The following is a 14,683-nucleotide window of genomic DNA, read 5'->3' on the forward strand; positions in this document are numbered from 1 at the left end:
CGATTCGCATCCCCCAAGCGTCTTATTTGAAAGTGGAATTCGCCATAGGCGCCAGAATGCCGTAAAGCACCCGCAGCCTTCCGGCTCCGTCGACACGCGCCGCTTCCAGCACGTCGTTATTGATCGACTTGAACGACTCTGGCGCAGCAAAAAAATGCTGTAAGCGGATACGCCGTGCGGAATAATGAGCGCCCAAAACGTATCCAGCCAATTGATCTTCGACAGCATGACGTAGACCGGCACGAAAAACACTTGCTCCGGTATCATGAGTGCGGCCAGCACGAAGAAAAACCATTTGTCCCGTCCCCAAAAAAGCCCCTTGGCGAAGGCGTAAGCCGCAAGCAGCGAGATTGAGCTGCAAGGCGACGATGCCTACCGTCTGGATGAGCGTGTTCAGCGCATATCGCCCGAAGGGCGCTACTTTGAATACGTCCACATCATTTTGCCAGGCGAAAGACACAGGCCAAAACGTCGGAATCGCCGACTTCATTTCCGCCGGAGACTTAAGTGAAGTAATCAGCAGCCATATAGAGGGGGAAAAACATCAGAAGCGTGACCAGGGCGGCGACGATGATCCGCGTCGACTTCCAGATAACTGTACTTTCTGTCATTTTACCCCACCTATCCTTCGTAGTGAACCTTTTTCTTGGAAAGCAAGAACTGCAAAATCGTCAATGCGATAATGATCAGGAAGAAAATGATGACCAGCGCGGAAGAACGTCCGGCCCTGAAATCATGAAAAGCCATCTATTAGATCCAGTAGACGATCACTTTCGTCGCTCTGAGCGGACCGCCATCGGTCAGAACGTCAACCGACTGGAACACCTGCATCGAAGAAATGAACGTGTCTTGCTGGCACCAGGCGGCAATTCGCTGCCGGTCGGTGACTCGCTTCGCGATCGGTTCACCCCCTGGTTTTCGAAAACGTTTTCATCTTGGATGAACAAAAATCACTTGCCGTCATTTGACAATATATCAAATGTGTATTGCAAATATATGCCATCTGTTCACTATTATTTTTGCACTTATATCATTACTTGTCAATTACTTTTCTGATATTTATAATTGTTTATTGTTGTTTATTGATGATTTTTTTCTTTATTTATTGTCGTTTTGTAATGTTTGGTTTGACTAGGGTTGCTTTTCCAAACAAAAAAAATCCCGCCATGTCGTGTCGATGACAGACATAACGGGATTCGATCGAGCCTTGCGCTTACGCCGGCTCATTGCATATGCTGCTGAACAAACGCTTTCCACCGCTCCAGCTCATTGGTGCAGATGAGCGCCTGCGGGTATTGGTCTTTGATGAGCTTCATCTCTTCTTCGGTATCTACCGGCCAGGCGATCAGCTCCAGACCGTGGTCGGCAATCATCTCGGCATACTTCTCCGTCAAAAAAGGAAGCTTGACCGCGAGGTATTTGCCGCGAATCTCCTGCATGAACGGAAATACGTACGGCATGCTTCCGCTAAATACAAGGCCGACATCGATCTCCTTGTCCAGCTCCCGAAGCCGGGCCACGGAAAAATGATCGAAGGAAATGACGTACACTTGATCCACCATGCCGGTTTTGCGCACGACGTCGACCACCGCTTCCTCCAGCCCCGGATACAGATCGCCCGTCTGTTTCATTTCGATGCTGACGATGAGCTTGTCCTTGAGCAGCAGCAGTGACTCCTCCAGCGTCGGGATCACTTCCGTTCCGCCGATGCGCAAAGCGCGAAGCTCCTCCGCGGTGTAGTCCTTGAACTGGCCGGGTGCGCCGGTCATCCGGCGAAGCGAAGCGTCATGCATCACCATCGGTACGCCGTCTTTGCTTAAATGCACGTCAAGCTCCAAGTGAGTGTACGACAAATCGCAAGCCGCCTGAAAGGATGGCAGCGTATTCTCGCGATATTTGACCGGGTATCCCCGGTGAGCGATACCTCTTACTTTCATTGACCCCATTCCCTTCATTATAGCTGAAGATCCGCTATTAACGGATAATGATCGCTTGGGTATCGTCCCTCGACGATATCGTCCAATATTTGAATCCGCTTTGCAACTACCGGACCACGGGTTAAGATCCAGTCAATGCGCCACGCCTTGCCGCGGCCGGCCGGATTGTTAAAATTGTTGAACGTCCCCAGCCCTTCACCGATCTTTACCTTCGCCGAATCCCAGGTGTCCGTGAAGCCGCCCTCGCGGATAAACACATCATAAGCCTCTGATTCCGGTCCGACGTTAAAATCTCCCGTGATAATGACCGGCAGTGCCGGATCGAACGATCTGGCCCGCTCCACCATAAGCTGCGCCGCTTTGACGCGGGATTCCGGCGATTTGTGGTCAAAATGAGTATTGCACAAGTAAAACGGGCGTTCCGCGGCGAGATCGAGAAACCGGCCCCATGTCACCATACGCGGAGCCGCGTTCCCCCATGTGACGGAACCGATGACATTCGGTGTCGCCGACAGCCAGTAATGGTCGTATTCGAGCAGCTCAAAACGGTCTTTCCGGTAAAAGACGGCCATATACTCGCCGCCGCTGCCGCCTTTGCGGCCGAGGCCGAGCCAATCAAAGCCGGGCAAAACCGACAGCATGTCCTTCACCTGACCGTAAAAACATTCCTGCGTTGCGATCATATCCGGCGCTTCCCGCTTCAGCAGCATCTCGATCAGGGGCAGACGCTCTTCCCATGAATTCGGACTCGGATCGGTCGCATGTCTGACGTTTACCGTCATGAATCGCATTCCCGCTGCATTGCTCATTCCGCCTCATTCGCTCCTTCGTCGCTTCCTTAGATTCGTCCGCTCCGCTTTCCATGTATGAAAAGGCTATATTCAGCGGCTTATCCGCCGCTATGCTAAGCCGTACCTGTCGATGATCCTCCCTTGCTCCGCTTCCTCACAAACGGGGGATCTTCCTATAAAAAGGGAGCTTCGCTCGGGATCACATTGAAATGAATCAGCCGCATGCCTTCCTTCGAAGTCTCCAACACGGAAACCGCCGTGTTGCCTTTCACCAGCTGCCTGTAATTACGAAACGGGATCGACAGCATGCCCGCCAAATAAATGCGGATGGAGGTGCTGTGGCTGACGACCAGAATGCTGCCGTCCGGATGCTCCTGAGCCGTTTCCGTAAAAAAACGGTTCATCCGGTCAAATACTTGCAATGCAGTTTCGCCCGTTACCCCCGCGTTCGTATGTTCCGGGTCGTCGTACCAGCTTTGCCAGGCTTCCGGATACTGCGCTACGATCTTCGGATAATGCAGACCGTCCCACAATCCGAAATCGATCTCCGTTATCCGTTCATCCTGTTCTACTTGCAGGCGATGCAGCGAGGCCGTCGGCCCGGCCGTTTGGGCCGCTCTGCGCAGATCGGAAGCAATCACGCGGTCGATCGCCGCATGCCGCAAATATTGCGCAGCCCGCTCGGCCTGCTCCATGCCGTGATCGGACAAATCGATATCCGATCTTCCGCAGTAACGGTTGTGATCGCGGTTCCATTCCGTTTCTCCGTGCCGCATTAGGTAAAATCGCGTCAAGCCGTTTCACTCTCGCTTTCGTCCGCCAAATAGCCGAGTTCTCTTAATCGTTCGACGAATCGGCGGTAGTTGTCATCATACTTCTCACAGACGGATGCATCCCATGGCTCGATCAGCTGCTCCGGCGCAATCATTGCGGAACCCGCTTCTTCGAGGCCCGAGAACAGCGTACCGGATGCGGCCAAAACCGCTGCACCGACGGCGCCTTCGACGTGCTTCATCTTGCGGATCGGCCTGCGCAGAACGCTGCTTCGGATGCCGAGCCAGACCGGACTAGTGCTTGCGCCCCCGGCCGTATACACATTCGCCACCGTCTCGCCGGATAGCGCTTCGATCATTTCGTAGGCGAGCCGCTCCAGATAGGCTACCCCTTCCATCCGCGCCGCAAACCGCTGCTCGGCGGTCAAGCCGCCGTGGTCGAACCCTCGCGCCCCGGCCGCGACGAACGGGAATCGCTCCCCATGCTGCAGGAGCGGATAACAAATCCACGGCGTCGGAACAAGCGACGCCGCTTCGCGGTTTAATGCGGCCAGATCGGCTCCGGCGTAATCGCGGGATACCCAGTCCCCGCCCGTGTTGCTCGCGCCGCCCGGCATCCAGAAGCCTTGCGGGTGCTTGTGGTTGTAAAGCCTCCCAAGCGGATCGTCGATCGGCTCGCGGGTGACGCCCTTGACGACCAGCGTCGTCCCGATCGTCGTGCTCCATTCGCCCGGGCGAATGGCGCCGGAAGCGATCTGCGACGTGCAGCCGTCGGTCATCCCCGTCACAACGAGGACGTTGCGCGGCAGGCCCGTCGCCTCCGCCACCTCGGGCGCTACGGTGCCGAGCACGGTTCCCGGCGGGACGACCTTCGGCAGCCATGAAGCCGGAATGCCGAGCTCGCCGGTCACATAGCCGGGCCATTGCTCCTGGACGAGGTCGTAGCCGGTCTTAAGGCAGTTCGAATAGTCCGTCACGCCCCAAACCCCGCTCAGCTTGCCGACGATGTAATCGGTTGCATGCGCCCACAGCTCGATCCGTTCCGCCGCAGACGGGTCATGCTCCCGAAACCACAGCATTTTCGGAAGCCCGGAGGAGGCGTTGAACGCCGTATAGCCCGCCGACCCGGCCCGCTCCGCGGCCGCTTTGCACAGCTGCGCCTCCCGAAACGAGCGGGGGTCGCTGTACATGAGCGCCGGGCTGACCGGTTCATGGCGGGCGTCAAGAGCAATCATCGTCCCTGACGTCGATGTGACCGAAATCGCCTTGACCTCCGGCTTCGGTACGATCCGATTCAAGTCTCCCATGAGCCTGGTCAGACATGAAAGCAGGTCTCTCCACCAACCGGCGGGAGACTGTTCCTCTCGCGAGCCTTCGATTGAAAAAGCAACCGCGTGCGACGACAGCAGCTCGCCGTGGTCGTTCAGCGCCATCACGCGCACGCCTTGCGTACCGATATCCGTTCCTATGACAACGAGGCGTTGTTGATGCGACATATGTTCGTTCCCCTCCTACGTTGCAACTGTTACTCTGCATAGCTAAGAGTCCGTTGTCAACCTACGTTGCAACTGTCACTCTGCATAGCTAAGAGTCTGTTGTCAACCTGCGTTGCAACTGTTACTCTGCATTCGTTGGCAAACGGGTGCCGCAGCACTCGGCTTCTCCTGCTTACAGCGCTGTCCGATGCGATTCCAGCGAAGAAAGGACGGACGGGTTGACCAACTGACGGATCTCCCTGTTGCCGTGAACAAACCATTCTTTCAAGACATCGTTCATAATCGTGACGCTGTATCCGTCCACTTCGAAAGAAGCGCCGGCGATATGCGGCGTCGCATACACGTTCGGCAGCGAAATCAGCTCATAGTCCGATGCGTCCGGCGGTTCGTTATAGAACACATCGAGAATTGCTCCGCCGATTCGCTGTTCCTTCAGCGTATTGTACAAAGCATCCCTGTCGACGACCGCTGCCCGGGCGCTATTGACGAAGATCGCTTCCGGCTTCATCATTCGGAACAAACGTTCGTTGATAGAACCGGTCGTCTCCGCCGTAACCGGAAGATGAATGGATACGATGTCGCTCGTCGAAAAAATTTCTTCCAACGTGATCGGCACGTACTCCGGATTCGGAGACTGCTTCAAATACGGATCGTAATACTGTATTTTGCAGGAGAACCCGGACAAGACTGCAGCCACCCGCTGGCCGACGCCGCCGAATCCGACCATGCCTACCGTCTTGCCGCAAATTTCATGGCCGCGGAAATAAAGATACGATTCGTGCGCATCCCCTTTCCACTGCCCGGACTTCAGCCACGCCTCGCCCTCCCGCATTTTCCGCAAAAATACGATCAGCCCTGCCGTTACAAGCTCGGCCACCGCCTGCGCGTTCCGGGCCGGCGTATTGAAAACGGGAATGCCGCGGCTCGTCGCTTTGGCGATGTCCACGTTGGAAGGCGTGCCCCGGCATACGCCGATAAATTTCAAATCGACAGTCTCGATGACGGATGCATCCACGTGATCGTGCTCCGTGATCAAACAGTCCGCTCCCGTTTCCTGAATCAACCGAATCAATTCATCCGAATGAAATGCTCTGCCGTGCGGTTTCCACGGGCGGAAATGGACGGTACCATACCGCTCCAGTTGTTGCAGCGCTTCGCTTGAGTAAGGGGCCGTCACCAGAATATTCATTCTTCCTCAACCTTTCTATGTTGCAATCAAATCGAATCCAGCAGCGTTAAAGCCGTCTCCTCCGTCGTAATGAGTACGTGGAGCAGATGGCCGTTTAGCGCACCCCTTATGGCTCTTGTCTTGCCGGGACCGTAGGCGACGCCGATGCGCAGCTCGATGTTCAAATAATCCTCGGGCGAGGCGCCGACCACACGGTCGCTCAACGACGGATTGGAGAACTTCCCCTGTTCGTTGTAAAAATGAAAAATAACGTCTCCTACGCTCGTCTCGCTTAACGTTGGGCTGTCCAGACCGGGAACGAGCCCCGACGATATGATCGTCGCATCCTCTCCGGTATGTCCGATGCCTACGACCGCCACGCTCACTTTACGGATTTCCTCGACAATTTCCTGAATGCTCGGATCGTTCAAAAATCCGATCTTGCTTTCCTCCGACCGGGCAATGGCCGGTGCCGGGAACAAGTAGGGCTTGCCGCGCAGCGCATGAGACCACACTTGAATAACGGAAGCTGCGGGCACCAGTTCTTCCTTGGCCCCCGAGCCGCCGGAAAGCTGCACAACCTTCAGACCCGGCCGCGGTTCGCACAGGTGCATCTGCGTGCCGATCGAGTAAAGCGACTTGCCCCATCCGAGCCCGATAGACCCGTGCGTAGGGAGAACGGAATTCAAATACTGGCTGGAGAGCGTCTCGAAAGCGCCCGGCGAATCGTCGCTGCGAAACACGACGCAATCCTTCAGCCCGTACTGCTTCGAAATTTGCTTTTCCAGCGCAGTGTGACGGCTATTATCCAGATCCGACCGGATTTGAAACTGAATGATGCCGCGTTCCCTCGCTTCATTCAGAAAGCGGGCTACAGAGGAGCGGCCGATGTTCAGCTGCTCCGATATTTCCTGCTGATTCATGCCGAGCACATAATACATGCGGGCGATGCGCTCCAGAAAACCGTCTTTGGACGTTTGCTCATTATTGGTTGTTTTGTTCATAATATCCCCATTCTATCATAACAAAATTTAGTGTGTAAATAGATTATACCTAGTTTTCACACCTTATTTAAAGGTAGAATGGGCCATTGCTGTAATAATATGTTTTTGGGCTATGATGAACAGCACGATGATCGGAGCGATCGCGATCAAGCTGCCCGCCATGACGATATGATAGTTGACGGCTTCCTCGTTGGCGACATTTTTCAGCACGGCGACGGCAACGGTAATGACGCGCATTTTTTCCGAGTTCGTCATGACAAGCGGCCAGAAGTAAGCGTTCCAGTTGCCGATGAACTTCAAGATCACCAGAGTGACCACTGTCGACTTGGCCATCGGTACGAGAATGCGGTACATGATATGGAACTTGTTCGCGCCGTCCACTTTCGCCGCATCGATCACATCGTTATTGATCGATTTGAATACTTGCCGCATCAGAAAGATCGAATAGGCGGACGCCGCATGCGGTATCGTCAAGGCAAGGAACGTATTGAGCCAACCGAGCTTCGACAGCATGACGTAGGTCGGAACGAAGATGATCTGCTCGGGAACGATCAAAGCGGCGATGACCACGAGGAACAGCTTCTCTTTGCCCGGAAACTGGCCTTTGGCAAATGCATATGCCGTTATGATCGATATATTGATCTGCAAAAAAATATTAACGACTGTCATTACAACCGTGTTGTATGTATAAATGTGCATCGGCGCCACTTGGAAAATGCGCTTGAAGTTTTCCCAGGCGAACGTCTCCGGCCAAAAGGTCGGCACCGCGCTCTTGAGCTCCGGCACCGTCTTGAAAGCCGTAATGAAAAGCCAGTACAGCGGAAATGCGAATGCGGCCGTAACCAGCAAAGCGGCGATGACCCGGATCGATGCAATCGTTTTGGAAGCAGCCATTGGTCACCCTACCCTTCGTAATGAACTCTTTTCTTCGAGATGTAATATTGCAGAAATGAGAATGCAACGATGATTGCGAAGAATATAATAACGAGCGCCGACGATTTGCCGATGCGGAACTGTTTGAATGCGACTTCGTAAATCCACATCACCATCACCCTCGTCGAGTCGAGCGGACCGCCGCCGGTCATGACGTCGACCGATTGGAACACCTGCATCGCGCCGATAAACGTCGTGATCACAAGAAACAGCGTGATCGGCGACAGCAGCGGAAGCGTAATGTGCCGGAACTGGTGCCAGCGACCGGCGCCGTCCATGCCGGCGCTCTCGTAATATTCGAGCGGGATGCCCCGCAGCCCTCCGATGAAGATGATCATGCAGAAGCCGCAGCCTTTCCACACCGCAACGAATACAAGACTCCACAGCGCGGAAACCGGGTTATTGAGCCAGTTGACCGGCTCCACTCCAACCGCTCCGAGCGCCACGTTCAGCAATCCGTACCGGTAGTTCAGCAGCCACATGAAAACAAGAGAAGCGACGACCATGGAAATATAATGCGGCATGAAAATAAAGAACCGCATAAAGCCGAACAGCTTCGAATTGGAATTGAACAGCATGGCCAGCAGTAATCCGATCAAAATGACAAGCGACACATCCAGAACGGTGTACAAAAACGTAATTTTAAGCACGTTGTAAAACTGCGCATCGACGAGCAGCTTTTCGTAATTGGACAGTCCAATGAAATTTTTGACGGGACGAACGAAGTTCCAATCCGTAAAGCTTAAATAAAACGAATACACAAGCGGGTAAAAGGAGAAAGTGCCCATCAGCACGAATGCCGGAATAATAAGCGAAAAATCTTTTAACTTCTCAAGCCTCTGATAATGGAGCCATTTCTTTCGGGGAGAAGGAGAACGGGCTGTACTAGCCTCGGGGTTCATGCGCATGTCCACCTTTCTGATCGGGGAGGCTTCGATTCCGGGCCTCCCCCGTATCATTACTTATAATCTTTCAAAATTTCGTTCACTTCTTTCGCTCCCTGCTTGAAGGAAGCTTCCACGTCCGTATTTTCCAGCACGACGCGGTCGATTGCCTTTTGAAGGGAAGCCTTCGTCTCCGAATAGCCTGGATGCTGGGGTCTCGAGATGACATCGTCAAAATGGTCGAAAATGCTCTTCATGTAAGGATACTTCTTGAAAAACTCTTGCCCTTGCGGCGAATTGACGGCCGCCTTGCGTGTAGGCATGTAGCCAAGCGCGTCGACGAACTTGATATTGTTTTCCGCCCCGGTCGCAAACTGGACGAACTTCCATGCCGCTTCCTTCTGTTTTTGCGGAGCCATGTCCATAATGACCAGGGCTGCGCCGCCGATTTCGGCGATTCTGCGTTTATCTCCCGGCAGGAACGCAGCGCCGATCTCGAATTTCGCCGTATCCTGATACGCTTTCAAGCCGGAGGAAGAAATCTGGAACATGCCAAGCTGGCCGTCGAGGAACATCTGCTTCGCCGTATCCGTGCCGCCTTTGCCGTGCGTATAGTATATATAGCCTTTCTTCTTCCATTCCTGGAACTGCCTCATGAACCGGAAGCTTTCCGGCTGATCGACGCCGGACTTGCCGTCCTTCGTGAAGATCGTCCCTCCGCCATTGAGCAGCCACGGCTCATAATCCCACGGGCCGGACAAGTTGACGGTGAAGCCGTAGCGGCTAATTTTGTCGCCTTCTTTCTTGACGATCTTCTGCCCGAACGTCTCTACATCCGCCCATGTTTCCGGCGGCTTAATGCCTTCCTTGTCGAACATCGTTTTGTTATAAACGAAAGCGTTCGTGCTCACGACGAAGGGGATGCCATACTGCTTCCCATTCAATGAATACGCTTCCAACATTCCTTTTGAAAAATCTTTCGTATCGACTTTATCGCGCTGTATGTAGGTGCCAAGCTCCATCAATGCGCCGTTAATAGCCAAATTCGGCATCAGCGAATTTTCGGTTACCGTAACGGCAGGAACGTCCTTGGCAGCCATCGCTGCCGTCAGCTTGCGGGACAGCTCGTCATAGCTGCCTTGGTATACGGGTTCTACCGTAATGTTCGGATACTTCTTGTTAAACTCGGCAATGATCAGCTTCATCCCTTCGAGCTGCGTCTCCGGATGGCTGTGCCAATATTGGATCGTAATCGGCGAATTATCTTCTTTAAGCGGCGGAGCTTCCACCGAACCGCTTGAGCTGGCAGGACTTCCAGAGGAACATCCGGTAAATGCGACTGCGGACAAAGACAAGCTGAGTAAAATCTTCTGTGGTTTCCATGTGTTCAAGGAATGAAACCCCTTTCAATTTATATTTCGGACAATTCAGCTATTTATGAGCATTTGTCCAAATTCAATTTGATAGTATCACAATATTTATAGAATCGTAAATGTTTTTTTGAAAATATTAATAATATGCTGTATTACAGACCGTTCCGTTCTCACGCTAAAAAAGATACTTACTAACAAAAGTATGTGTACTTGTATTTATGCACTACATGACACATAATGAGTAAAGCGGCTGTATCGCGCATCTCGCATGCCGGAAACTCAGGCGCGGACGGTTCCCACGGGAACAATTCAGGTTTAGGGAGGTTAGCGATTTATGCAGGAACATCGTGATTCACACAAACGATTGCAAGATATACCGTTTTCGATATTGGACCTGGCTCCGATCGTCACAGGCGCTACGGCAGCCGATTCATTCCGCAACACACTGGATCTTGCCCGCCATGCGGAAAGCTGGGGATACCACCGCTTCTGGCTCGCGGAGCATCATAATATGCCGGGGATCGCCAGCTCTGCGACCTCGGTCGTCATCGGCCATGTCGCGGCCGGTACCCAATCGATTCGGGTCGGCTCCGGAGGCATCATGCTGCCCAACCATGCGCCGCTCGTCATTGCCGAACAGTTCGGAACGCTTGAATCGCTCTACCCGGGCCGGATCGATCTCGGACTCGGCCGAGCTCCCGGCTCCGACCAGCCGGCGGCCCGCGCGCTGCGCCGCGGTCTCGGGAGCAGCGGCGACGATTTTCCGGAGCTGGTCAGCGAGCTTCGCAGCTACTTCGATCCGTCCCGCGAGGGCCGTCCGCCCGGCGTGCGCGCCGTGCCGGGCGAAGGCTTGAACATTCCGATCTGGCTGCTTGGCTCAAGCGGCTTCAGCGCCCAATTGGCCGGTCAGCTCGGTTTGCCTTTCGCCTTTGCCAGCCATTTCGCTCCCGACTACCTGCTGCCAGCCCTGCAGCTGTATCGCAGCAACTTCCGTCCGTCGGAGGTGCTGGAGCAGCCGTATGCGATGGTCGGCATCAACGTGATCGCCGCCGATACGGATGCGGAAGCGCGCAGGCTGGCCACATCGCAGGAGCAGCAATTTCTGAATCTCGTTCGCGGCCGAACCGGCATGCTGAATCCTCCGGTCGATAACATGGACGAATTGTGGGCCGAGCATGAAAAAGCGTATATCCGCAAGCAATTGGGCTTTTCCGCGATAGGAAGCAAAGAAACGGTAAAGACCAAGCTTCAGGCGCTGCTTGATGAAACCGGAGCCGACGAATTTATCGCCGCCGGGCAAATATATGACCACGTTGCCCGCTTGCGTTCTTACGAAATTGTCGCCGACGTCGTGAAGCACTGAAATTCAAATCGTAATACGAATGATTGAGCCCGGAACAGGTGACCATGTTGCAGCTGAAATCAACAAGCGGCATGCGAGCAAGATGCTGCAGCGTGGCGGTCGAAGGTGCGAAAACGGTCGAGACGCGGCAGCGGCGGATTGAAAAAGCAGGCAACGCGCTCAAAGAAGGACGAACGCGGTAGAGTCATTTTCAGATAAACCTGCGTCAGTATACAAATGAAGAACGGCCCTCTCGCCCGCTGCGAAAGAGCCGTTCTTTTTTAGTTATAATGAAGCGCCATGACGATGCTTAAATGAATCCTTTGAGCCGAACGTACACCCAGTACAGACCGATTAAGAAAATGCACACGGAGACGGTCCGGAAAAAGATCGTATAATACGCCGCATTTTTCTCCCGGAAGCGAATCAGGATCGGCAGCAAAATGCCGACGACGCCCAATTGCCCGAGCTCAATGCCTACGTTGAACGAAATGAGTGAGGTCGCGAGGTAGCTTTTTTGAAACCCGATCTCGCTAATCCCGCTCGCAAACCCAAGCCCGTGGATTAAGCCGAACACAAACGTAAGCGCCCAGCGCCATTTGAACGTTTTGACGAATAAATTTTCGACCGCAATATAGCAAATCGTCAGCGCGATTCCCACCTCGATCCATTTCGGATACACGGGTACGAGATTCAGTACGGCCAAACAGAGCGTAAGGCTGTGGGAAATCGTGAAAGCGGTAATGATTTTTAGAATCGCCTTAAACCGTTCCGCGATAATGATGAGTCCAAGCAGGAACAACAGATGGTCATAGCCGGTAATGATATGCTCCAGACCGAGATTGATATACATAAATATAACCGTTAACAAGTCCAAGCGAGCCTTCTCCCCTCATTCGTTAAATTCAAAGCCGGACCGGTTTCGCCAGAGCAGCGCCCGCGCCTTCTTGCCGAATCGGCTGGAACGCAGAAAGGGTGCAATGCCGATGTAGAGGACGTACAGCAGTCCTCCCCAGGCCAGAGCGGCGCCGAGGTAGTAAAATACGAGCGAGACGACCTTGAATTGATGATTCAGGTACAGGCTTTGAATCAGCGAGACGGAACCGGTCCCCCAAGCGAGCCCGAACAAGGCGGAAATCACTTTGGGATAAGCGCCGCGTCCGGCAAAAAGCGTATAAAACGCAAACGCTCCGAATACGACCAGCGCTGCAGGATGGAGCCAAGCCGCCAGCGGATTGACGCCGAGCCTGTCGGTCACGATCAGTCCGAGCAGCGTATACAGCGTGCCGATCCCTAGCGACAGCGCCGCTTCCTTCACCGTTGGCGCGGTCAGCAGCACAAAGAGCAACAGCAGCCAGCAATAGACGCTGAACAGCGTCTTTTGCGCACCGAGTACCGTGTATTTGCCCATGAGCGACAAATCAAAGCGGAATTTGTTGTCCGGCATGTAACGAACGGAACCGGCGCCTTTCTCCACCACCCAATGCTCCAGCATTGTGTCATTTGCATCGGAAAGCACGATATAGTTTTGGTGCGTGTCATCCGTCTCGAATATGAGATTGTACAATATGGTCAAATTACCGATCTCCATCGGAGACGTAAAATTGAGCAGCACGCGAACCATCGGGTCCTCGGTCTTTTCCTGTATGACGGTTTTGACGTCATCGATGGTCACGTCCATCCGCTGCTCATTGTTGAAGAGAAACAAATGCTCCAAAAAATAAGCTTCGATGGCCGCCCGTTGACTGGCAACCTCCTCCGCTTCGAGCGAACTGTTCCCGTTCGTATCGTACTGCAGCATGACAGGATACGGAAGCAGCTGCTCGTACTCCACCCGATCGCCGTAAATATGAAGGTAGGAATAGCCGTTATTGTAATTATGCGCCCACGCGGAAACGCCAAGCCAGGAGGTCAGCAGCATGAGCAGCGCGATCATGGCAAAGAAGCGGCGGATCATTTCGTCGAAACCCTATCTTTTTCGGTAATGACTTTCAAGTTTTTCCCGTCCGACGTAACCAAGATATTTCCGTTAAGTCCCGTAGAATACACTTCGGAACCTTTTTTCTCATAACGTTTGAGCACGTCGAGACTGCTGAAGATGTTGTTGCTCAGTATCGTTACTTTCGGCGTTACCGCATCTACCCATGTCGGAGAAGAGGAGGTCGCGTGCCCATGGTGCGGCGCGTGAACGAAATCCGCATCCAGCTTGCTGCCGTACTGCTCAACGAGCTGCGCTTCGCGGTCCTTGTAAATGTCGCCCGGGAAAATGAACGAATTGTCTTTATACGTCATTTTGAGAACAAGCGAGTAGAAGTTGATCGTCGAAGCTTCGTTGTTTTTAATGACGCTGTTCAGTTCGGCTTCGTTCGGAGAGAGTACCTCGAATTTCACGTCGTTTCCGAGCTGGAACGTGTCTCCCGCTTTCAATACCGTCTGCGGAATTTTCTTCTTCGTGACTTGCGCAATTGCATTGCGGTACTGGCTGGATGCCGTGTAATCGTGGCTTTGTCTGTAGTAAGCCTTCGCGTCTTTCGCCTTCAGCACTTCGGCATAGCCGCCGAGATGGTCGGCGTGCGGGTGCGTGTTATAGGCGATGTCGAGCTCCTTGATGCCGAGCTGGTCCAAATATTTGACGATTTGCCCACCCGCTTCGGCGATCCCCGTGTCCATCAGCATATTTTTCCCGTCCGGCGTCGTGATCAGGTAGCTGTCCCCTGTAGCCACTTTCGGGTCCTTCAGATGGAAATAGCGGATTTGCAGCAACCCTTTGTACTTCTCGGTGTCGAACACTTCCTTCGTCCTGAGCGGCGGCGCTTCATCCTTCTTCTGTTCTTGCGGCATTGGAGCAGCCGCCTGCTTAGGCTCCGGGTTAATTTGCGCACAGGCAGCCGTAATCAGTAAAGCGCTTACAGCGATTACGCCCGCCATTTTAAACCCGTGTTTCTTGATTTGTTCCTTCATACGTTCGACCTACCTCCTGTA

At 53.7% G+C, this 14,683-nt stretch carries 16 protein-coding genes; 3 read left to right on the top strand and 13 right to left on the bottom strand.

Features of this window, described 5'->3' with window-relative positions; all coding sequences use genetic code 11:
* Positions 1-22: 22 nt before the first annotated feature.
* The gene (locus ACFQI7_RS22605; protein WP_329958275.1) at positions 23-490 is read right to left on the bottom strand and encodes an ABC transporter permease family protein; all 468 of its coding nucleotides are present in this window, start codon (positions 488-490) and stop codon (positions 23-25) included.
* 80 nt (positions 491-570) lie between these two features.
* Here ACFQI7_RS22605 and ACFQI7_RS22610 point away from each other — a divergent pair, with 80 nt between their 5' ends.
* Positions 571-1,056, top strand: a complete 486-nt coding sequence (locus tag ACFQI7_RS22610) for a hypothetical protein (protein WP_218102025.1) — start codon at positions 571-573, stop codon at positions 1,054-1,056.
* Between the two features lie 167 nt (positions 1,057-1,223).
* Here ACFQI7_RS22610 and ACFQI7_RS22615 read toward each other — a convergent pair whose 3' ends face one another.
* From ACFQI7_RS22615 to ACFQI7_RS22655, 9 genes are all read right to left on the bottom strand, one after another.
* Complete coding sequence (locus ACFQI7_RS22615) at positions 1,224-1,937, bottom strand: glycerophosphodiester phosphodiesterase (protein ID WP_218102026.1); 714 nt, start codon at positions 1,935-1,937, stop codon at positions 1,224-1,226.
* A 17-nt stretch (positions 1,938-1,954) separates the two neighbouring features.
* The gene (locus ACFQI7_RS22620) at positions 1,955-2,746 is read right to left on the bottom strand and encodes an endonuclease/exonuclease/phosphatase family protein (RefSeq protein ID WP_218102027.1); all 792 of its coding nucleotides are present in this window, start codon (positions 2,744-2,746) and stop codon (positions 1,955-1,957) included.
* Between the two features lie 155 nt (positions 2,747-2,901).
* Positions 2,902-3,522, bottom strand: a complete 621-nt coding sequence (locus tag ACFQI7_RS22625) for a histidine phosphatase family protein (protein ID WP_218102028.1) — start codon at positions 3,520-3,522, stop codon at positions 2,902-2,904.
* Positions 3,519-4,997: an FGGY-family carbohydrate kinase gene (locus ACFQI7_RS22630; protein WP_218102029.1), complete on the bottom strand. Its 1,479-nt coding sequence runs from the start codon at positions 4,995-4,997 to the stop codon at positions 3,519-3,521. The genes ACFQI7_RS22625 and ACFQI7_RS22630 overlap by 4 nt, the downstream gene beginning before the upstream one ends.
* 172 nt (positions 4,998-5,169) lie before the next feature.
* Complete coding sequence (locus ACFQI7_RS22635; RefSeq protein WP_218102030.1) at positions 5,170-6,186, bottom strand: NAD(P)-dependent oxidoreductase; 1,017 nt, start codon at positions 6,184-6,186, stop codon at positions 5,170-5,172.
* Between the two features lie 26 nt (positions 6,187-6,212).
* Positions 6,213-7,169 (bottom strand): sugar-binding transcriptional regulator, encoded by a 957-nt coding sequence (locus ACFQI7_RS22640; RefSeq protein WP_218102031.1) that lies wholly within the window; start codon positions 7,167-7,169, stop codon positions 6,213-6,215.
* A 63-nt stretch (positions 7,170-7,232) separates the two neighbouring features.
* Positions 7,233-8,063 carry a carbohydrate ABC transporter permease gene (locus ACFQI7_RS22645; RefSeq protein WP_218102032.1) on the bottom strand — a complete coding sequence of 277 codons (831 nt, stop codon included), beginning with the start codon at positions 8,061-8,063 and terminating at the stop codon, positions 7,233-7,235.
* 8 nt (positions 8,064-8,071) lie between these two features.
* Entirely contained in the window at positions 8,072-9,004 is a 933-nt protein-coding gene (locus tag ACFQI7_RS22650) for a carbohydrate ABC transporter permease (protein WP_218102033.1), read from the bottom strand.
* Positions 9,005-9,060: 56 nt separating this feature from the next.
* Positions 9,061-10,377, bottom strand: a complete 1,317-nt coding sequence (locus tag ACFQI7_RS22655) for an ABC transporter substrate-binding protein (RefSeq protein WP_218102034.1) — start codon at positions 10,375-10,377, stop codon at positions 9,061-9,063.
* Positions 10,378-10,693: 316 nt separating this feature from the next.
* On the opposite strand from ACFQI7_RS22655, the gene ACFQI7_RS22660 reads away from it, so the two are divergent.
* Positions 10,694-11,722: an LLM class flavin-dependent oxidoreductase gene (locus tag ACFQI7_RS22660; RefSeq protein ID WP_218102035.1), complete on the top strand. Its 1,029-nt coding sequence runs from the start codon at positions 10,694-10,696 to the stop codon at positions 11,720-11,722.
* A 44-nt stretch (positions 11,723-11,766) separates the two neighbouring features.
* Positions 11,767-11,904 (top strand): YdeI/OmpD-associated family protein, encoded by a 138-nt coding sequence (locus ACFQI7_RS22665; protein WP_218102036.1) that lies wholly within the window; start codon positions 11,767-11,769, stop codon positions 11,902-11,904.
* 107 nt (positions 11,905-12,011) lie between these two features.
* Here the strand turns inward: ACFQI7_RS22665 and ACFQI7_RS22670 are convergent, their stop codons facing one another.
* Genes ACFQI7_RS22670 through ACFQI7_RS22680 form a run of 3 tightly spaced genes read right to left on the bottom strand, consistent with a single transcriptional unit; the run spans position 12,012 to position 14,662 of the window.
* Positions 12,012-12,578, bottom strand: a complete 567-nt coding sequence (locus ACFQI7_RS22670; RefSeq protein ID WP_218102037.1) for a HupE/UreJ family protein — start codon at positions 12,576-12,578, stop codon at positions 12,012-12,014.
* A gap of 15 nt (positions 12,579-12,593) precedes the next feature.
* A complete protein-coding gene (locus tag ACFQI7_RS22675; RefSeq protein WP_218102038.1) occupies positions 12,594-13,658 on the bottom strand; it encodes a hypothetical protein in 1,065 nt (354 codons plus the stop codon).
* Complete coding sequence (locus tag ACFQI7_RS22680; protein ID WP_218102039.1) at positions 13,655-14,662, bottom strand: ComEC/Rec2 family competence protein; 1,008 nt, start codon at positions 14,660-14,662, stop codon at positions 13,655-13,657. The genes ACFQI7_RS22675 and ACFQI7_RS22680 overlap by 4 nt, the downstream gene beginning before the upstream one ends.
* Between the last annotated feature and the right edge of the window lie 21 nt (positions 14,663-14,683).

Origin of the sequence: Paenibacillus allorhizosphaerae, assembly GCF_042659105.1 — a bacterium.
GTDB lineage: Bacteria > Bacillota > Bacilli > Paenibacillales > NBRC-103111 > Paenibacillus_G > Paenibacillus_G allorhizosphaerae.